Genomic DNA, 18880 nt, shown 5'->3' on the forward strand with positions numbered 1-18880 from the left:
CGGACGCGGATCAGGTCGGCGGCGCGCTCCGCGATCATGATCACCGGGCCGTTGATGTTGCCGCCGACCAGATCCGGAAACACCGACGCGTCGATCACGCGCAGGCCGTCGACCCCGATCACCCGCAGCTCGGGATCGACCACGGCGCGCGGATCGTCGGCCGCGCCCATGCGGCAGGTGCCGCACGGATGGTGCGCCGTGACCGCGGTGCCGCGCACCACGCGCTCGAACTCGCCCGCGCCGGCCGCCGCCAGCGGGCCGATCTCGCCGGTCGTGAACGGCGCCAGCGGCGAACGCCGGCCGATGTCGCGGAACACGTCGACGGCGCGCTTCAGCGTCGTCCAGTCCTTGTCGGTGGCGAGCAGGCGCTGACGGATCAGCGGATGCGCTGCCGGATCGGCCGATCGCAGCGCGATCTCGCCGCGGCTCTCCGGCCGCAGCAGCACGATGCGGCACGAATAGGTGTCGGCGAAGCCTGTCTGCCCCGGCCAATACGGCGCGGCGCCGAGCGGGCCTGCGATGAACAGCATCTGGGTGTCCGGCACGGCGAGCGCCGGATCCGTCTTGGCGAAGGCGGTGAGGCCGCCCGGCAGATCGGAGGCGAAGCCGGTGCCGAGCACATAGCCCTGCGCGATCGCCAGCGCGAGGCGATCCATCCGCATGTAGTGGTGCACCGGACCGGGCGTGCGGCGGCCGTACATGACCAGCGCGGCGACGTGATCCTGCAGGTTCTTGCCGACCGCCGGCCGCGCCGCTGTGACGCCGATGCCGAGCGCCGCCAGCGCATCGGGATCGCCGATTCCGGACAGCATCAGCAGTTGCGGCGAGTTGATCGAGCCGCCGCTGAGGATCACCTCGCGCTCCGCCCGCACGGTCTCGATCGCGCCGTCCGCCGCGAAGGTCACGCCGACGGCGCGACCGCCCTCGATCACGACGCGATGGACGAGCGCATGGACGCGCAGCGACAGGTTCGGCCGCGACAGCACGGGGCGCAGATACGCCGCCGACGTGCTGGCGCGCCGGCCCTTGCGCACCGTCTTCTGCATGCGGGCGATGCCGAACTGCTCGGCGCCGTTGTAGTCCGGATTGTAGGGCAGCCCGGCCTCCTCGGCGGCCGCCACATAGGCGTCGATCAGCGGGTCGGCATAGCGAGAGCGCTGCGTCGCCACCGGCCCGTCGCCGCCGCGATACTCGCTCGCCCCCTCCTCCCAGCTCTCCTGCTTGCGAAAATAGGGGAGCGCATCGGCATAGGACCAGCCGGCCGCGCCGTCGCCGGCCCAGCGGTCGTAGTCGCTGCGGTGGCCGCGCACATAGGCCATCGCGTTGACCGAGGACGAGCCGCCGAGGATCTTGCCGCGCATGCATTCGATGGCGCGATTGCCGGTGCCGGGATCGGGCTCGGTCTCGTAGCCCCAGTCGTGCAGGCGCTTCTGCAGGATGCGGCCCCAGCCGAGCGGCAGGTGGACGAGCGGATCGCGATCCCAGCCGCCGGCTTCGAGCAGCAGCACGCGCACGTCCGGATCCTCGGTGAGCCGGGCGGCGAGCGTGCAGCCCGCCGATCCGGCCCCGACGATCACGTAGTCGAAGCTTCGCGTGGTCATCGGATCCGCCTCGGCTTCACTTCGGCGCCTTGGCGTCGACGACCGCCTTGAGCTTGGCGAACTCGGCCTTGGCGGCGGGGTTCTGCTCGACGATCTTGGTGCCGAGCGCGACGAAGCCCTGCATCATCTTGAGCTGCTCCTGCTCGGGCAGCTTGAGGATCTCGCCCTTGTTCTCCAGCCACACGGCGTTCGCCTTCTTGACGTTGTCGACGCCCCAGCCGAACGCCTGCTGCTCGGCCTCGCGGCCGGCCGCCCGGATCGCCTCCTGCACGTCCTTGGGCTGCGCCTGGAACCACGCCTCGTTGACCAGATTGACCGACACGATGTGCGCGAAGTTGAGGTCGGTGACGTATTTTGCGACGTCGTAATACTTGAAGGCGGTGAGGATCGGCATGCCGGCCAGCACGCCGTCGATGCCGCCCGACTGAAGCTGCGGGATCACCTCGGACAGCGCCAGCGGCACCGGAATCGTCCCGATCGACTTCATCGGCTCGATCTGCAGCGGCGACGCGAAGGTGCGCACCTTCATGCCCTTCATCGCATCGAGCGTCGGGGCCGGCTTCTTGAACAGCACCAGGGTCGGGCTGTTGTAGATGGCGCCGATCACCCGCAGGCCGCGGTTCACGAACATGGTCTCGAGATGGTCGCGATAGGCCGGATCGTGGATCACGGCATGGACGTGCTCGGGAGAGACGAACAGTCCGGGCACGTCGAAGATCTGGAAGCGCGGATCGAGCGTGGTGACGAAGGAGGTCGGGGTGATGAACGACTCGATGGTGCCGAGCGACACGCCCTCGGCCATGCGCGGGATGGCGCCGAGCTGGCTCGCCGGATAGATCTCGGCCTTCACCTTGTCGCCGATGCGCTTCTGCAGCGCCACGATGAACAGCTTCTGCCACTCGTGCTGGACGTCGTTGATGGTGGCGTTGGCGAGCTTCATCACGGTCTGGGCGGCGGCCGGTCGCGGCGCCGCCGCGGCGACGGCGAGCGACACGGCGGCGGCGAGCACGGCACGACGGTGGAGCGGCACGCGTGACGAGATCATGGAGGTTCTCCGGGGGCTAGATCGCGCGAGCGAGAAGGAGGGTGAGGGGCGGCCAGTAGGTGATGATGAGCAGTGCCGCCACCTGCACCAGGGCGAACGGCACGACGCCGCGATAGAGTGTCTCCAGCGGCACTCCGAGCACCGAGCGGGCGACGAACAGATTGAGCCCGAACGGCGGCGTGAACATGCCGATGGCGACGTTCACGGTCATGATGATGCCGAAATGCACCGTGTCGATGCCGAGATGCTTCACCAGCGGCACCAGCAGCGGGGTGAGCACGACGATGGCCGAGGTCGGGTCGAGGAAGCAGCCGACGATCAGCAGCAGCACGTTGACAGCCATCAGGAAGCCCCACGGGGGCAGGTCGAGCGCCGCGAGACCCTCGGTCAGCACGCGCGGTGCGCCGTTGATCGTCAGCAGCCAGGCGAACACCGCCGCGGCGGCGACGACGATCAGGATCTGCGCCGTCAGCATGGCCGAGCGGGTGGCGCAGTCGAGCACGTCGGCCCACGACATCTGCCGATAGACGAAGCGGCCGACCAGGATGCCGTAGACGCAGGCGAAGCCGCCCGCCTCGGTCGGCGACGACCAGCCGAAATAGATGCCGGCGAGGATCACGACCGGCATCATCAGGGCCGGGAACGCGTCGCGGGTGGTGCGCAGGAAGCGGCCGAGCTCGAAGCCGACCCGCTCGCTCTGCGACAGCCGCGTGCTGGCGGCGATCACGTAGACGCACATCATGCCGGCGATCAGCAGGCCGGGCAGCACGCCGCCGGCGAACAGCCGCGGGATCGATTCCTCCGCCGCCGCGCCGTACAGGATCATCGCGATGCTGGGCGGGATGACGATGTCGATCGAGCCCGAGGTGCTGACCAGGCCGGCGGCGAAGCGCGGCCCGTAGTCGCGGGCGAGGCCGGGATAGAGCGAGCGGCCGATCACCGCGACCGTGGCGGTCGAGGCGCCCGAGATGGCGCCGATCAGCGTGCAGGCCCCGACGGTGGCGACGCCGAGGCCGCCCGGCACCCGGCCGACCAGCGCCAGCACCCAGGCGATCAGCTTGTCGGCGATGCCGGCGCGGCCCATCAGCTCGCCGGCGAAGATGAAGAACGGCACGGCGAGCAGCGCGTAGTTCTCCATGCCGCCGAAGATCACCTGATGGATGGCGATCGGCGGCACGGTGAGCACCGTGGTGAAGCTGAGCGCCGCCCCGACCAGGAACAGCGCGAAGATCGGCGTCCCGAGCGCCAGCAGGACGAGCGGAACGACCCCGAGCGTCCAGATCATCGGCCGAACCCTTCGCGGCGGAGCAGCTCGGTCGCGTCGGCGACGACCAGCGCGACGGCGATGAGGGCGGTGCCGCCGAAGCCGACCAGCAGCGCCGTGTGCGGGATGGTCATCGGCAGGCCCATCGCCATGCTGGTCTGGCCGGCCGACGCGACCCGCCCGACGAAGCTCCAGGACTGCATCGCGACATAGCCGGCACCGAGCGCGATGATAGTGTGGTGGAGGATGCCGAGCACCAGCTTGCCGCGGATCGAGGCCCGCAACGGCAGGAAGTCGAGCGCGATGTGGGAGCGGTCGGCGGTGACGAACAGGATACCGATCATCACCATCCACACCATGGCGAAGACCAGGAGCTCGTCGGCGCCGATGAACACGGCGCCGACGGCGTAGCGGCCGATGGCATTGGCCACGTTGAGCGCGACCATGCCGAGCAACACCAGCCCGAGTATGACGCGCCCCGTGTGGGCGACGCCACGGGCCAGCACGGCGGCGAACGGCACGGTGGGCGGCGCGTCGCGATCGGTCAGCATCACGGTGTCGTCCGCCACGGTGCCACTCCCCGGTTCGTCAGGCCGCGCTCACCAGCGAGCTCGGCTTCGCCCCGGTCGCCACCGCGAAGGCGGGACGGGCGGCGATCGACGCCTGCCACTTGGTCAGGGCCGGAAACTCCGGCCGCTCGATCGGGAAGCCGAGGCAGCGGGCCATGATCGGGCCGAGCGCGACGTCGGCGAGCGTGAAGCGCCCGAGCGCGACGAAGTCGCGGGCGGCCAGATGGGCGTCGAGGATCTTCATCGCGGCGACCAGGTCGGCCACTTGCGTGGCGAAATCGGCGCTGCGCTCCTCGGCCGGCTTCTTGGCGTCCTTGAACACCGCCACATAGGCAGTGTTCACGGTGGCGAGCAGCCAGTCCATCCAGCGCTCGACCTCGGTCTTCTCGGCCGGCGTGGCGCCGGTCAGCGACGGCGCGTGCAGGGCGGCGAGATAGCGCAGGATGGTGTTCGACTCCCAGATCACCACGTCGCCGTCGACCAGGGTCGGAACCTTGCTGTTGGGATTGAGCTTGCGGTAGGCGTCGGTCGTCGTGTTGCCGAACTGGCGGCCGTAGTCCTCGCGGACGTAAGCGAGGCCGACCTCCTCGAGCAGGAACACCACCTTCTGCACGTTCCCCGACGTGCTGCGTCCGAGCAGTCTCAGCATGATCATGTCCTCCAGTTCAGCGTCGCAGCGCGTTCGCCGCCTTGACGAATCGTCCGGCGAAGGCCGCCGAGACATCGATGGGTTTCTTCATGGCGCCCTGGGAGAGCAGCGTCTTGGTGGTCGCCTCCCAGGCCTCCTGGCGCATCGCGCCGATGCCGTTGGCCTTGGTGTCGTCGCTGAAGAACGACGACATCATGTCGGCATTGATCTGCTTGAGCAGAACCTCGCGCTTGTCGGCGTATTCCGGATTGAGCTTGACGACGATGTCGACCGCCTCGGCGGGATTCTCCACCACCGACTTGAACGCCTCCAGATAGGCGTCGACGAAGCGCTGCACGAGGTCGGGCTTCTCGGCGATCACCTTCTCGGAGGTGAGGAGGCCGGAACCGTACACGTCGTAGCCCCAGTCGGCGCCGAGCAGGATCGACAGCGAGCCGGGTCCGCCGGCATGCGCCTCGAGCTCCGGCACCTCGGCGTCGATATAGCCCGGCACCACGTCGACGCGGCCGAGCAGCAGATACTGCTCGTAGGGCGGCGACACGGTGGCGCGCTTCACGTCAGTTTCGGCGAGACCGTTGGCGGCGAAGAAGGCGCCCGTGAAGATCGCGGTCGAGCCGGTCGGCTGCACCGAGAGCGTCAGGCCCTTGAGGTCCTGCGGCTTGGTCAGCTTGTGCTTGGCGGCGATCGAGATCATCGCCATCGGGCTCTTCTGGTTGACGGCGGCGAGCGCCACGACGGGCACGTCCTGCGAGCGCGCGATGGCCAGCGTCGGCAGGTCGCCGAAGCCGAACTCGGCATTGCCGTTGCCGACCATCCGCATGGTGGTGGCCGAGCCGGTGCCGCGGCGGATCGCCGTCACCTCGATGCCGCGCTTGGCGAAGTAGCCCTTCTCCTTGGCGACGAAGAACATCGCGTGGTTGCCGCGGACCACCCAGTCGAGCTGCACCGTCACGGCGTCGGCGGCGGCCGCCGGCCGGGGCGCCGCCCCGGTCAGCGCCGTGATCGTCACGGCCGCGCAGGCCACGCGAGTCCACCTCTGAAGCGTCATGGTTCGTCTCCGGGGAAGATCGATCAGCTACGGTGCAGCGGGTCGTATTTCGGCGCCCACGGCACCAGCAGCCGCTCGGCGAACTCCAGCGCGTAATAGAAGGCGAGGCCCAGCACCGAGACGGCGACCAGCGCGGCGAAGACGAGCGCCGTGTCGAGCTGCGTCGAGGAGAGCTGGATGACGTAGCCGAGCCCCTCCGAGGCGCCGGCGAACTCGCCCACGATGGCGCCGATGACGCTCAGCGTGACGGCGACCTTGAGGCCGGCCATCAGATGCGGCAGCGAATAGGGAATCTGGACGCGGCGCAGGATCTCGCCGCGCTTGGCGCCGACCGAGCGCATCAGCGCGATGAAGCCGGGCTCGACCGACTGCAGCCCGTGCATCATGTCGATCGCCACCGGAAAGAACGCGATGACGACGATCAGCACCACCTTGGGCGCGAGATCGTAGCCGAACCACAGGATGAAGATCGGCGCCAGCGCCACCTTGGGCACGGTCTGGAACAGCACCACCAGCGGATAGAGCGCGCGGCCGAACCGCTCGAACCGCACGATGGCGAGCGCCACGCCGACGCCGACCACGGCGGACAGGACGAAACCCCAGGCGATCTCCACCGCGGTGACGCGGGCCGCCTGGAGCAGCATGCCCTGCTTGGCGATGAGCGCGCCGGCGATGGCCGAGGGCGCCGGCAGCACGAAGGAGGAGACCTTCAGGAGCCGGATCGCCAGCTCCCAGCCGGCCAGCACGGCGAGCAGCAGCGCCAGCGGCGGCAGAATGTCGGAGGCCGCCTTGCGGACCCGGCGCAACAGCGCGCCGCGGGCCACCGCACGGGGACGGAGCGTGGCCTGGTCGATCGCCGTCATGCGCGCTCTCCCGCATGGCCCTGGATCAGCAGGCGGCGCAGATGCGCCTCCGCCTCGCCGAACGCGGGCAGGTTGAACGTGTCCTCGTCGCGATGCGCCGGCAGCTCGATCGGCAGCGTCTCGATGATGCGGGCCGGGCCGGTCGCCATCACGTGCACGTCGCGCGACAGGAAGACCGCCTCGTCGATCGAATGGGTGACCAGCACGATGGTCTTGCCGGTGCGCTCCCAGATGTCGAGCAGGCCGCGGCTCATCTCCTCGCGCGTGATGGCGTCGAGGGCGCCGAACGGCTCGTCCATCAGCAGCACCTCGGGATCGAGCGCGAGCGCGCGGGCGATGGCGACGCGCTGGCGCATGCCGCCGGAGAGCTGCGACGGCAGCTTCCTGGCCGCGCCCTCGAGCTTGACCAGGCGCAGCATCTCGTTCGCCTTGTCGAGCGCCACGTCCTTCGGCGTCGCGCGGCCACCGACGGTGAGCAGGAAGGCCGCGTTCTCCAGCGCCGTCTTCCACGGCAGCAGCGTCGCCTCCTGGAAGACGAGGCCGATCATGTGGCGCTTCGCCGCCTCGCCGGGCGCGAGGCCGGCGACCGTCACGTCGCCCTCGCTCGGTGTCAGCAGGCCGGCCATCACCTTCAGAAGCGTGCTCTTGCCGCAGCCCGAGGGGCCGATCAGCGAGACGAAGCTGCCGCGCGGCACGTCGATGTCGATGCCGCTGAGCACCCGCTGGACCATGCCGTCGTGCGCGAAGTCGACGCTGACGCCGCGCGCCGTGATGTGGGCCGGGGCGACGGCCAGCGGCGCGGTCTCGGCGAGGGTCGGGGCGGGGGCGATGGACAGCACGGCTTCACTCGACGGTTGGCTGCGGGTCGTCTTCTCGCGCGCCGGGGCGCGTGGCACCGGGGCCGCGCCTCAGCGGCGCGGCTTGTAGGCGATGGCGTCCATCTCGATCTTGGTGTTGATGACGGCGCGCGCCTCGACCGTGGTGCGGGCCAGCACGGCGTCCTTGAACTTCTCGCCGAACACCTTGTTGTAACGTCCGAAGTCGCGGGTGTCCTCGAGATAGGTCGTGACCCGCACGACATCGGCGAGCGTCGCGCCCTCCTCGGCCAGGATGCGGCGGATCGACTCGATGGTGCCGGCCGTCTCCTCCTCGATGGTGCCGGCCAGCATGTTGCCGTTCGCGTCCTTGGCGACCTGGCCGGAGACGAAGATGAAGTCGCCCGCCCGTACGGCGGGATGAAACGGCAGGTTCGGGTTCTTCTTGCCGATGGCGTAGACGTCGGGCTTGGCGGTCGTATCGGTCATCGCGGCGTCCTCAGAAGGCGGTCGTTTCGATGATGTCGACTCCGTTCACGCGGTCGACCAGATAGACGAGGCCGCGGGAATCGATCGTCACGTCGTTGGACGAGGGCCGGTCGGCGCCCGGCGCCGGCTCGGGAAGATAGTGCCCGACCTCGCGCGGCCGGAACGGATCGGCGAAATCGACGAGGCGGAGCCCCTGGGCGAACCAGGCGAACGGCACGACGGTGCCGACGAAGCGCTCGGACGGCTGGTGGCAGCCGGTCATCGGTGGCTGCGGCCGCCCGTCGGTGTCGAGCCCCGGCACCTGGAACGTGGCGATCGGGGTCGGCAGCCGCTCGTTGGTGATGTCGTAGACCCAGGCGAAGCTCGGCGCCGCCGGCCACAGCTTGGCGACGTCCTCGTCGGCCACCACCATGATGTCGCGGCCGTGCAGTTTTTGGGGAAACCGCAGGCAGGTGTGGGTCGGGTGCGGGAACGACGGGCTGGTGTTGGCGTGCGAGACCAGCGTCGGCTTCGACATGTCGGAGATGTCGAGAATGAAGAAGCCGTGGTGCCAGTAGCTCACATAGAGCCGGTCGCCGTAGCGGAGCGGATGATGGCAGCGCGGCGGCACCCAGTCGGCCCAAGGGTACTCCTCGCCGCCCGCCGTCCACTGGCCCGGGATCCACCAGCGGCCGACCTCGGTCGGCTTCGCCGGATCGATCAGATCCAGGATCATCACGATGTTGCCGACGTAGCCCTGCACGGTCGGCGAGATGTAGGCGTAGCGGCCGTCGAAGTCGAAGCGGTGGACGCCGCCGCCCATGGTGTCCCAGGCGGAGATCAGCTTCGGCGTGCGCGGGCGCGACACGTCGTAGATGCGCAGCCCGCCGCCGACCTGGTCCGGCGCCGACTTGCCGAACCGCTCCATGTTGACGACCATGACGTCGCCGGCGACCCGCACCTTGTGGGAGTGCCAGCCGTCCGGCACCTCGATGGTCGCGAGATGGCGCGGCGCCGACGGATCGGAGACGTCGACGATGGTGGTCCCGCTCGTCGGTCGCTGATGGCCCACATACATCGTGGAGCCTTCGACCCAGACCTGCCCGCCGCCGGGGCAGTCGAAATGGGAGACGAGCGTCGTGTTGGCGTGTGACAGCAAGGGAGCCTCGTTCGCGGTTTCGGCACGGGGGTGCGGCGCCGCGCAACGCGCGGCGTCGCGCCGAGATCACGACGAGGTCAGACGAGACGCACCACGGCGTCGTCCTTGGTCTTGCCCCACTTGCGGTAGAGGTCGAGCTTCTTCTGGGTCGGCTCGTCGCTGGCGACGAACAGGAACACCGGGTCCTTGTCCGAGGCGTTGACGTGCTGGCACCAGGAGCCGCCCGGCACCGCGAGCGTGTCGAAGGCGTTCCAGTCGAAGCGCTGGCCGTCGACGATCGAGTGGCCGGTGCCCTCGAACGGCGCGACCAGGAGGTTGGCGGTCTGCCGCAGCGGCAACGTGCTCTCGCCCGGGCGCAGCATCTGCACGAAGAACGTGATGGTCTTGAACACCGGCTGGCCCGAGGTCGGATCGATGTACTCGACCATCAGCGCCTCGTGGGCGTCGCCCTCCCAGTCCTTGTGGCGCTCGAGCAGCTCGCGCATCATGTCCCAGCGATAGACGAACATCGGCGAGGAGAAGCCGGCGCCGCGGCTCTGCTTGCTGGCGAAGCGCGGCATCAAGCCGCCGTAGCCGTAGATGCGCTGCGAGTAGTCGGCCGGGAAGCGCTCCGACTGCTGCTTCATCGGCACCATCACGCCGTCCACCTCCTCGGCGTAGTGATGATCGAAGTGCACCGCGTTGAGCGTCTCGACCAGCGGGAAGTCGAGCACCGACAGGTTCAGGGCCTGCTCGCCGCCGACCGTGCCGTGATTGTGCCAGGTGTCGTTCGGCGTCAGCACCAGGTCGCCCGGGCCGAACACGATGTTCTCGCCGTCGACGCCGGTGAAGTTGCCCTTGCCCTTGAGGCCGAACCGCACCGCGCTCGGCGAGTGCTTGTGGGGCGGCATGATCTCGTCGGCGTCGTTGAGCCGATAGGCCGTGTACATGGTGCTGACGGTGGCGCGCTTCGGCGCCAGACCCGGATTGACCAGCACGAGCGAGCGGCGCTCGGAGTCGTCCATCGTGACCAATTCGACGGCCTTGTTGAGGATTGGTTCGATGTCCTCGGCGCATCGCCACAGGAATGGCACCGCCCGCGAGGTCGCCATCAGCTGCTTGATCTCGTCGTTCTGGACGTCGGCCGACGTCGCCCAGAACGGAAACATGTTCTTGGCGCCGATCTCGTCGTAGAGCGCCTTCAGGGCCGTATCGCGGTTGGGGAGACGGTGCACGTTCGTCGACATGGATGTCCTCCATCGGGGATGGGTCGGCGGACCAATGATCCGAAGGCTAGCAGCAAAGGTTCCCTCGTCAACGGGTCCGTTTGGCACCAATCTGCTTTATTGGTCCGGCTCGACGTGATATGCATTGCACACGATGTCGTCGGCACCTGAATTCTCGGTCGAATTCGGCGCGACGGAACGACGGACGTCGCAGACGGCGCCGTCGCGGGCAGCAGCCGGTGCACCGGCCCCGGGCAAGGAGCAAACAATATGAGCAGCCTCGGCGAGGTGAGAACGCGACGCGGCGCCGGCCACAACGCGCTCGCGTTGAGCCCGGGCCTGATCGCGACCGACGACGACAGTCTCGACTCCGCCCATGTCGCACTGCAGCGTCTTCGTGATCTGATCGGGTCCGAGCGGTTCGGCGTCGACGGACGCCTGCCGCCCGAGCGCAATCTCGCCGACGAGCTCGGCGTCAGCCGTCGAGCCGTCCGCCAGGCGCTGGGAACGCTGGAGGCGGAAGGCCGCATCATCCGCCAGCAGGGCCGCGGCACCTTCGTCGCGGAGGCGCGGCCGAGCGCATCGGAGCTGGTGCGCGAGCTCTCCAAGCTCACCAATCCGGTCGACACGCTGGAGGCGCGGCTCGCCATCGAGCCGATGCAGGCGCGGCTCGCCGCGCTGCGCGCCACGCCGGGCGACATCGACAAGCTGTTCGAGGCGGCGGAGGCGAGTCGCGTCGCCGCCGACCCGACCTCCTACGAGAAGGCCGACGCAGCGTTTCACCGGCGCGTCGCCGCCGCGACCCGCAATCCGCTGCTGATCGCGATCTTCGAGGCCGTGATGGAGACGGCCGCCGACGGAAGCTGGCGGCACGGCCGCGAGACCGCGCACTGCATCAACAACCAGGCCGTCTACGCCGCCGCGCATCGCCGCATCGCCAGCGCGATCTCGGCCCGCAACGCGGCGCTCGCCGAGGACGCCATGCGGGCGCACTTGACGACGATCCAGCAGCGGCTCATCGAATACGCATTCCCGCGCGCCGCGCTCGGCGACTGACGACTCGTCGCCGGTCTCGCGGGTCCGGTGAGGGCGATGCGAGACGGCGAACGATCGAACGGCGAACGATCGGACGACCCGCGGTCGGTCGGCCGGCGATCGGCGGACGCCGAGCCCCGGGCCGACGCCCCGCCTGCGCAAGGCTGCCGCGCCGTCGTGGTCTGCCACCATCCCGATCCCGCTCTGCTGCAGTCCGTGCTCGACGCGGTCGCGCCGCAGGTCGCCCGCGTGCTGGTCGTCGCCAACGACGGCCACGCGCCGCCGGGCCCGCTCCCGGCCGGTGCCGAGGTGGTGGTGCCGCCGCGCAATCTCGGCCTCGGCGCCGCCTACAATCTCGCGCTGCGCTGGGCCGCGGAGCACGACGCGACCCATCTCCTGCTGCTCGACCAGGACAGCGTGCCGGCGCCCGGCATGGTGGCGTTTCTCCGCGCCGCCTTCGACGGGACTCCTGGCGAGAAGGTCGCGGCAGCAGGGCCGCTGTGGCGCGACCGGACGAGCGGCCGCGACGGGCACTTCGTCCAGCTCGGCCGCATCGGCGTGCGCCGCTGCCGGCCACCGCCGGGCAGCGTCGTGCCGGTCGACTTCCTGCTGTCGTCCGGAACCCTGGTCGGGCTCGCCGCCGCCGCGCGGATCGGCGACTTCGACGAGAGGCTGTTCATCGATCACGTCGACACCGAATGGTGCCTGCGGGCCCGCGCCGCGGGCTGGACGCTGCGCGGCGTCGCCGATGCGCGGCTCGCCCACGCGCTCGGTTGCGGCCCGTTCCCGGGCCCGTTCGGCACGCTGGCGCCACGCATCGCGCACTATCCGCCGGAGCGGACCTATCATCTCGTCCGCAACAGCGTCGCACTGTGGCGGCGGCCCGGAGTCGGCTGGGCGTGGCGTATCGCCGACATGCGGCGCACCGCGGCCATGGTCGCGCTGCATCTGCTGTTCGCGCCGCAGCGCGTGCGCCGGCTGGCGCTCACCGCCCGCGCGGTGCGCGATTCCAGGCGACTTTCGTAAAATTCAGGATTTCGGATACATCGGTGTCGCTCGGTTGACATCGATCGGGCCGGACCCTATGGAGCCGACGTCACCCCCGCGGGCCACGCGACCGAAGAGGCCATCGTGCCGTCCTGCGACGTCATCGTCGTCAACTACAATGCCGGCGGATTTCTGAGGGATACCATCGACGCCGTGCTGGCCTCCTGTGCCGTGGCCCGCGTCGTGGTGGTCGACAACGGCTCGACGGACGACAGCCTCGCGGGCCTGCCGCGCAGCGGCCCGGGCTCGCGCCTCGACGTGATCCGCAACGCCGTGAATCTCGGTTTCGCCACGGCCTGCAATGTCGGGCTCGGGCACGCCTCGGCCGACTTCGTCCTGCTGCTCAATCCGGACTGCCGCCCGATGCCCGGCGCCATCGAGCGGCTGATCGCGGTGCTGATCGAGCACCCCGATGCCGGCATGAGCGGGCCGCTGCTGCTCAACCCGGACGGCTCGGAGCAGGCCGGCGGACGCCGCGCCGTGCCGACGCCGTGGCGCTCGCTGGTGCGCACGCTCGGGCTGGCACGGTTCTCCCGTGTCGTCCCGGCCTTCACGGATTACGGCCTGCACCGCGAGCCGCTGCCCGCACAGCCGATCGCGGTCGAGGCGATCTCGGGCGCCTGCATGATGGTGCGGCGCGATGCGCTGCGCCGCGTCGGCCTGATGGACGAACGCTACTTCCTGCACTGCGAGGATCTCGACTGGTGCATGCGGTTCCGGCGCGGCGGCTTTCCCATCCTGTTCACGCCGGAGGCCCGGGTCGTGCATCAGAAGGGCGTCAGCAGCCGGTCCCGGCCGATCGCCACCGAGTGGCACAAGCATCGCGGCATGGTGCTGTTCTATCGAAAGTTCTTCCGCGAGACCTATCCGGCGCCGCTGATGGCGCTGGTGCTGGCCGGCATCTGGCTGCGGTTCGCCGTGGTCGCGGCGGTGCGGGCCGTGACGCGCGGGCGCTGACATGGTCGCCACCATGGGCGCGCCGGTCGGCATCGTCGGAGCGGCGAGCCTGGTGGCCCACGGCCTGCTTCCGCGTCTGCGCGCCGACCGCCCCGTGATCAAGGTGTCGCGCCGCGATCCGCCCGCCGCCGGGACGCCCGTCGCGGTGCCGGACTGGATCAGCCTGGCGCCGATCTGGGGCCTGCCGGACCTGTTTCCGAGCCTCGAGGCGCACGGCGCGCGCCGCATCGTCGCGCTCTCCTCGACCAGCGTGCTGACCAAGGCGACGGCCGAGGACGCGCGCGAGCAGGCCGTAGCGGCGCGGCTCGCCACCGGCGAGGAGCGCCTGATCGCCTGGGCGGAGCAGCACGGCATCGCCTGGACGATCCTGCGGCCGACGCTGATCTGGGGCTACGGCCGCGACGGCAATGTGAGCCGCATCGCCGCGATGGTGCGGCGCTTCGGCGTCTTTCCGGTGCTCGGCGAGGCGGCCGGCCGCCGCCAGCCCATCCATGCCGACGACGTCGCCGACGCGTGCGTTCGCGCCCTCGCGGCGCCCGCCGCGGCCGGCCGCACCTACGCCATCGCGGGCGGCGAGGTTTTAGCTTATCGCGAGATGGTCGCGCGGGTGTTCGCGGCGCTCGGCAGAAAACCGCGGATCGTCGCGGTGCCGCTGCCGGTGTTCCGGGCCGGCGTCGCGCTGGTGCGCCTGCTGCCCGGCCGCGCCGACTGGTCGGTCGGCATGGCCGAGCGGATGACCCGCGACCTGGTGTTCGACACCGCCGCAGCAGCCCGCGACTTCGAATTTTCCGCGCGGGGATTTCGCCCGGGCGTCGAGGATTTCCGATCCGGGGTCAGCGATCGATCCCGGACAGCAGCACCGTGACGGGCCCGGCCGGGAGCGGCCCGGCCAGCAGACCGGCGAGGCCGGCCGTGCCGGTCGCCGAGGCTTTCACGGTCGTGTGCGTCGCCGCGGCCTCGTAGGCGCGCGCCACCGCCGGCTCGTCGGCGACCACGACGCTGCCGCCGCTGGCGCGCACGCCCTTGAGAATCTCCAGCCAGTCGTAGGTCTCGTCGTCGAGGATGCCGTGGGCGAGGCTGTGCGGCACCGTCTCCCACGCCCACATGTAGGCGCCGCGATGCCGGACGGCCGCCGCGAGATCGGCCTCCGCCGCCTTGCCGTAGGCGCGGGCGAGCGGCGCGCAGCCCTCGGTCTGCACCGCGACGAGGCGCGGCATTCTCGTGAGCCGCCCGGCCGCCACGGCGAGCGCCAGTCCCTGCGCCAGCGCGCTGGCGAGCGCGCCGCCGCCGACCTGGACGTAGAGCGTGCCGGGATCGCTGCCGGCTGCCGCCAGCGCCTCGGCGATCTCGAAGCCGAGCGTGCGGCCCCCCTCGATGGCGAGGCCGTTGTCCGGCCCCTGCACGCCGAACGGCAGCGCGCCGGCCCGCACCGCGGCCCGGAACGCCGTGACGCAGGGGTCGCCGGTCTCGCCGGGCTTTCGGTCGCACACCGTGATGCTCGCCCCGAGATTTTTCAGGCGCGCGACCACGGCCGGGCTGGCATCGGGCGGAATGAACACGTCGAGCGGCCACGCGGCGGCGCGCGCCACCACGGCGGCGGCGAGCGCCGCGTTGCCGCAGGACGCGATGGCGAGCTTTCGCCCGCGCAGCCCGTCGGCGAGGGGAAGCCGCGCCGCTTCGAGCACGCGCAGATACAGCATCACGCCCATCAGATGGCGCGCCTTGTGCGAGCCCGAGACGTTGTTGGTCTCGTCCTTCGCGTAGAGCGGGCCCGCCAGGCCGATCGCTCGCGCCAGCGCGGGCTGGGCGCCCATCGGCGTGACACGAAACCCGCGACCGTCGACCGCGATCAGCTTTTCGTCCAGCGCGCCGACGATGTCGGCCCACGCCCCGTCGGAGAGGCCCGCCGCCCGCGCCAGCCGGTACGGCGACAGCATCGCGCGATACCGGAGAAACGGATCGTCCTCGCCGCCGATCGCGAAGACGGCGTCGCCATCGTCGGGAAGGAGCAGATGATCGACGTCGTCGCCGTCGACCGCGTTCGGGCAGCCGAACGGCAGCGTCACGTCGATCGCGACGCGCGCGCCGCAGCCGTGACAGACGAAGTGGGGAACGTTCACGTCGTGACTCATGATGAAGCAGTCGAGGATGCCACGTCATTCCGGGGCGCACCGAAGGTGCGAACCCGGAATCCAGTGACTATTTCCGAGTACGTGGCTGGATTCCGGGTCCGGCGCTACGCGCGCCGTCCCGGAATGACCAGGTGTACTACTTCCCCGCGCCGCTCTTGGCGTTGAAGGCGCGGATCATCTCGTCCCAGGCCGGGACCATCTCCAGGAGGCCGTCCCAGAACGACTGCTTGGCCCGCACCGTGAACTCGTCGAGCGTCACGCCCTGCTGCTCCACCCAGGTGAAGTAGCCGAGATTGAAAATGCGCTTGCGGTCGACATGGGTGAGCTCGATCACGTGATCGGTGCCGATGCCGGCGAGCGCGCGGCCGAACGTCTCGCCGGCCGCGACCTGATCGAAGCGGTTGCCGAAATACTTCGGCATCGCCTTGACGATTTCGCTGCCGTACATGGCCGAGCCGTCGGTCGCCACCGTCACGATCACGTCGTCGGGGCCGAGATCCCAGTACTTCGCCGCCTTGACGGCGGCCAGCATGTTGCACAGGCCCGACAGGCCGAGATGCGGAAGCTGCGCCACCAGGGCCGGATCGAGGCCGCGGCGCTCGACCAGATACTTGCGGCCCTCGTCGGTGTTGAACAGCACGAACAGCGTGTCGGTCGAATGATCGCTGACGCCGACCACCATGTCGGTGTTCATCACATTGTGGATGAACGGGACGTGCTTGTCGCCGATGCCTTGGATGTTGTGCTCGCCGAAGCCGTTGTAGAGCAGCGTCGGGCACTCCTCCGCCTCGACCGCGACGATCTTGGTGCCGTACGTGGCCTTCAGATGATCGCCGGCCGCTAGCGTGCCGGCCGAGCCAGTCGCCGAGACATAGGCCGCGAGCCTGGCGCCCTTCTTCCCCTTCGCGAGGGTCTCGTAGACCTTCGCCAGCGCGGCCCCCGTGCAGGTGCGGTGGACGACGTAGTTCCCGAACTCGCAGAACTGATTGAAGATGATGTTGTCGGGATCGCGATCGAGCGCCGCGCAGGTGTCGTAGATTTCCTTGACGTTGCTCTCCGAGCCCGGCGTCCGCACGATGTCGGACGGATCCGTGACCCAGCGGTCGAGCCAGTCGAACCGCTCCTTGCTCATGTTCTCGGGCAGCACCGCGACGCCGCGGCAGCCGAGGATGCGCGAGATGGCGACACCGCCGCGGCAGTAGTTGCCGGTCGACGGCCAAATGGCGCGGTGATGCGTCGGATCGAACTGGCCGGTGACGACGCGCGGCACCAGGCAGCCATAGGCGGCCAGCACCTTGTGGGCGGCGATCATCGGGAAGCGGTCGCCGGTCGCCAGCACGATGCGGGCCTTCACGCCGGTCAGCTCGCTCGGCAGCTCGACATAGCCGGGCACGTCGACGAGATCGCGGCGCGTCGCGTCGTTCCACCAGTGCACCCGGAACAGGTTCAGCGGGTGCGGCGAGTCGGGATCGACGTCCTTCAGCTTGCCGCGGGTCGCCGCATCGATGGTGGTCGGGTTCGCCAGCTCGGCGATCGTCGGCAGCACCACGTTCGCTTCGCCGAAGCGGGCGTTCGTCCGCGCATAGACCTCGGTGTCGACCACCGTACGCTCGAGTCCAAGCCGCGCCATGATGTCCTTCCGTCAGATGAGTTGGTCGTGTGCGACCCGCTGTGATCGGCCCTCGGTCCGAGATGCCGGCGATGCGGGTTCAGGAGAGCGGGGGATGCCCCGAGGTCACCGCGGGGCCGAATGAGCCATTGCCGGCCCGTCCTTATCATACATTGGCCATCCGATCCCACAGGCGCGCCGCCTCGGCGCGGGCCGTTGCCGTGAAGGTGTCCGGGTCGCCGCCGACGAGATGACGGTCGAGCACAACCGGGCGTCCTGCGACGACGACGTGCTCGACCGCGCCCTCGCGCCGTACCACCAGATCGCCGGCGGCACCGACCGCCAGCGGCTCGGGATGCAGACCGAAACGCTCCGCCATCAAGGCGTGGCCGGCTGCCAGCCTTTTCGCAGCCTGCGGGCCAGCGACGGGCGCATCGCCGTACTGCTCCGCGAGACGCGCCAGCGCGGCCTGCTCCTCGGCCATGTCCGGGGCCCAGCCGTCGACGCCGAGCGCCACGGTCGAGACCTGCGACAGGTGGCCGGCATAGCCCACCCTGTTGCCTTCGTTGGAGCGTGGGTTCTGCACGAACCAGGCACCGTTGCGGGCGGCGAGCCGCACCTGCGCGGCGTCGAGATGCACGCCGTGAGCGAGGATCGAGCCCGGCACCAGCGCGCCCAGCGCGATCAGCCGCTCCAGCGGCCCGTCGAAGCCGCGCCGCTTCGCGTCCTCCACATCCGACACGTCCTCGGCGACATGGACGTGCACGGCGGTGCCGAGCGCGCGGGCGAGGTCGCCGGCCGCGGCGATGGTCTCGTCCGAGGCCGTGAAGCTCGCATGCAGGCCGACCATGCCGCGCAGGATCGGCGACGGTTCGATGGTGCGGTTCTCGGCGAGCCCACGAACAGCCTCGTCGCGGCCGAAATTGCGCTCGGTCGCGCCGAAGCACAGCACGGCGCGAATGCCGAGCTCGGCGCAGACGTCGCCCAGGACGGCCAGCGAGCCTTCGATCAGGTTCGGCGATTCGTGGTGGTCGACCAGCGTCGTGGTGCCGGCGAGCAGCGCCTTGGCGACGTAGTCGCGAGCGCCGGCGCGAAGCGTCTCGGCGTCGATGGCACGGTCGAGCCGCCACCAAACCCGCTCGAGAATCTGGATGAAGTTCTCTGGCGCTGGCGTGGGCGCCGGCATGCCGTAGGGCGCCAGCGCACTGTAGACATGGGTGTGGGCGCAGACATTGCCGGGAACGATCTCGCCGTCCGCACAGGACAGCACCGGCGCATCCGCCGGCGCGTCACGCACCACGACCCCGTCGACGATGGCGACGCTGCGGCCGTTCTTGTCGGGGCCGACGAGGAGCGAAGAAGACGGCATCGGTTCACACTCCGGTCATTCCGGGGCGGCGCGCAGCGCCGAACC

The 18880-nt window shown here is 70.0% G+C and carries 18 protein-coding genes; 4 read left to right on the forward strand and 14 right to left on the reverse strand.

Features of this window, described 5'->3' with window-relative positions; genetic code table 11:
- From CH341_RS00910 to CH341_RS00960, 11 genes are all read right to left on the reverse strand, one after another.
- Positions 1–1601 (reverse strand): GMC family oxidoreductase (locus CH341_RS00910; RefSeq protein ID WP_111417186.1); only part of this gene is annotated, 1601 nt, incomplete at its 3' end.
- A gap of 16 nt (positions 1602–1617) precedes the next feature.
- Positions 1618–2646 carry a TRAP transporter substrate-binding protein gene (locus CH341_RS00915; RefSeq protein WP_111417156.1) on the reverse strand — a complete coding sequence of 343 codons (1029 nt, stop codon included), beginning with the start codon at positions 2644–2646 and terminating at the stop codon, positions 1618–1620.
- Between the two features lie 16 nt (positions 2647–2662).
- Positions 2663–3931 (reverse strand): TRAP transporter large permease, encoded by a 1269-nt coding sequence (locus tag CH341_RS00920; RefSeq protein ID WP_111417157.1) that lies wholly within the window; start codon positions 3929–3931, stop codon positions 2663–2665.
- Positions 3928–4479 carry a TRAP transporter small permease gene (locus tag CH341_RS00925; protein ID WP_111417158.1) on the reverse strand — a complete coding sequence of 184 codons (552 nt, stop codon included), beginning with the start codon at positions 4477–4479 and terminating at the stop codon, positions 3928–3930. Before CH341_RS00925 ends, CH341_RS00920 begins: the two co-directional genes overlap by 4 nt.
- A 19-nt stretch (positions 4480–4498) precedes the next feature.
- The gene (locus CH341_RS00930) at positions 4499–5128 is read right to left on the reverse strand and encodes a glutathione S-transferase family protein (protein ID WP_111417187.1); all 630 of its coding nucleotides are present in this window, start codon (positions 5126–5128) and stop codon (positions 4499–4501) included.
- A 16-nt stretch (positions 5129–5144) separates the two neighbouring features.
- Complete coding sequence (locus CH341_RS00935) at positions 5145–6176, reverse strand: ABC transporter substrate-binding protein (protein ID WP_111417159.1); 1032 nt, start codon at positions 6174–6176, stop codon at positions 5145–5147.
- A gap of 23 nt (positions 6177–6199) precedes the next feature.
- Entirely contained in the window at positions 6200–7039 is an 840-nt protein-coding gene (locus CH341_RS00940; RefSeq protein ID WP_111417160.1) for an ABC transporter permease, read from the reverse strand.
- Positions 7036–7878, reverse strand: coding sequence for an ABC transporter ATP-binding protein (locus CH341_RS00945; RefSeq protein WP_245430804.1), 843 nt, complete (start codon positions 7876–7878; stop codon positions 7036–7038). Before CH341_RS00945 ends, CH341_RS00940 begins: the two co-directional genes overlap by 4 nt.
- Positions 7879–7947: 69 nt before the next feature.
- Positions 7948–8343 (reverse strand): RidA family protein, encoded by a 396-nt coding sequence (locus CH341_RS00950; RefSeq protein ID WP_111417161.1) that lies wholly within the window; start codon positions 8341–8343, stop codon positions 7948–7950.
- A gap of 10 nt (positions 8344–8353) precedes the next feature.
- Complete coding sequence (locus CH341_RS00955) at positions 8354–9481, reverse strand: LVIVD repeat-containing protein (RefSeq protein WP_111417162.1); 1128 nt, start codon at positions 9479–9481, stop codon at positions 8354–8356.
- Positions 9482–9558: 77 nt separating this feature from the next.
- Positions 9559–10707: a cupin domain-containing protein gene (locus tag CH341_RS00960; protein WP_111417163.1), complete on the reverse strand. Its 1149-nt coding sequence runs from the start codon at positions 10705–10707 to the stop codon at positions 9559–9561.
- Positions 10708–10956: 249 nt separating this feature from the next.
- Between CH341_RS00960 and CH341_RS00965 the strand changes: the two genes are divergently transcribed.
- The 4 genes from CH341_RS00965 to CH341_RS00980 all read left to right on the forward strand — a co-directional run bounded on the left by CH341_RS00965 (position 10957) and on the right by CH341_RS00980 (position 14590).
- The gene (locus CH341_RS00965) at positions 10957–11742 is read left to right on the forward strand and encodes a FadR/GntR family transcriptional regulator (protein ID WP_111417164.1); all 786 of its coding nucleotides are present in this window, start codon (positions 10957–10959) and stop codon (positions 11740–11742) included.
- 156 nt (positions 11743–11898) lie between these two features.
- Complete coding sequence (locus CH341_RS00970) at positions 11899–12747, forward strand: glycosyltransferase family 2 protein (RefSeq protein WP_146604334.1); 849 nt, start codon at positions 11899–11901, stop codon at positions 12745–12747.
- 105 nt (positions 12748–12852) lie between these two features.
- A complete protein-coding gene (locus CH341_RS00975) occupies positions 12853–13725 on the forward strand; it encodes a glycosyltransferase family 2 protein (protein ID WP_210208140.1) in 873 nt (290 codons plus the stop codon).
- A 1-nt stretch (position 13726) separates the two neighbouring features.
- Positions 13727–14590 carry an NAD-dependent epimerase/dehydratase family protein gene (locus tag CH341_RS00980; protein WP_210208141.1) on the forward strand — a complete coding sequence of 288 codons (864 nt, stop codon included), beginning with the start codon at positions 13727–13729 and terminating at the stop codon, positions 14588–14590.
- Here the strand turns inward: CH341_RS00980 and CH341_RS00985 are convergent.
- From CH341_RS00985 to CH341_RS00995, 3 genes are all read right to left on the reverse strand, one after another.
- On the reverse strand, positions 14559–15845 hold the full coding sequence (locus CH341_RS00985) for a pyridoxal-phosphate dependent enzyme (protein WP_170149407.1): 1287 nt from the start codon (positions 15843–15845) through the stop codon (positions 14559–14561). The genes CH341_RS00980 and CH341_RS00985 overlap by 32 nt on opposite strands.
- Positions 15846–15993: 148 nt before the next feature.
- Positions 15994–17487 carry a pyridoxal-phosphate dependent enzyme gene (locus CH341_RS00990; protein ID WP_111417168.1) on the reverse strand — a complete coding sequence of 498 codons (1494 nt, stop codon included), beginning with the start codon at positions 17485–17487 and terminating at the stop codon, positions 15994–15996.
- A 145-nt stretch (positions 17488–17632) separates the two neighbouring features.
- The gene (locus CH341_RS00995; protein WP_111417169.1) at positions 17633–18835 is read right to left on the reverse strand and encodes an amidohydrolase family protein; all 1203 of its coding nucleotides are present in this window, start codon (positions 18833–18835) and stop codon (positions 17633–17635) included.
- Between the last annotated feature and the right edge of the window lie 45 nt (positions 18836–18880).

Source organism: Rhodoplanes roseus (genome assembly GCF_003258865.1).
GTDB classification, from domain to species: Bacteria; Pseudomonadota; Alphaproteobacteria; order Rhizobiales; family Xanthobacteraceae; genus Rhodoplanes; species Rhodoplanes roseus.

Bases quoted from the DNA above. Each gene is read 5' to 3' on its own strand.
- CH341_RS00915 (WP_111417156.1), bottom strand. From the start codon at position 2,646: ATGATCTCGTCACGCGTGCCGCTCCACCGTCGTGCCGTGCTCGCCGCC.
- CH341_RS00920 (WP_111417157.1), bottom strand. From the start codon at position 3,931: ATGATCTGGACGCTCGGGGTCGTTCCGCTCGTCCTGCTGGCGCTCGGG.
- CH341_RS00930 (WP_111417187.1), bottom strand. From the start codon at position 5,128: ATGCTGAGACTGCTCGGACGCAGCACGTCGGGGAACGTGCAGAAGGTG.
- CH341_RS00935 (WP_111417159.1), bottom strand. From the start codon at position 6,176: ATGACGCTTCAGAGGTGGACTCGCGTGGCCTGCGCGGCCGTGACGATC.
- CH341_RS00940 (WP_111417160.1), bottom strand. From the start codon at position 7,039: ATGACGGCGATCGACCAGGCCACGCTCCGTCCCCGTGCGGTGGCCCGC.
- CH341_RS00950 (WP_111417161.1), bottom strand. From the start codon at position 8,343: ATGACCGATACGACCGCCAAGCCCGACGTCTACGCCATCGGCAAGAAG.
- CH341_RS00960 (WP_111417163.1), bottom strand. From the start codon at position 10,707: ATGTCGACGAACGTGCACCGTCTCCCCAACCGCGATACGGCCCTGAAG.
- CH341_RS00965 (WP_111417164.1), top strand. From the start codon at position 10,957: ATGAGCAGCCTCGGCGAGGTGAGAACGCGACGCGGCGCCGGCCACAAC.
- CH341_RS00980 (WP_210208141.1), top strand. From the start codon at position 13,727: ATGGTCGCCACCATGGGCGCGCCGGTCGGCATCGTCGGAGCGGCGAGC.
- CH341_RS00990 (WP_111417168.1), bottom strand. From the start codon at position 17,487: ATGGCGCGGCTTGGACTCGAGCGTACGGTGGTCGACACCGAGGTCTAT.
- CH341_RS00995 (WP_111417169.1), bottom strand. From the start codon at position 18,835: ATGCCGTCTTCTTCGCTCCTCGTCGGCCCCGACAAGAACGGCCGCAGC.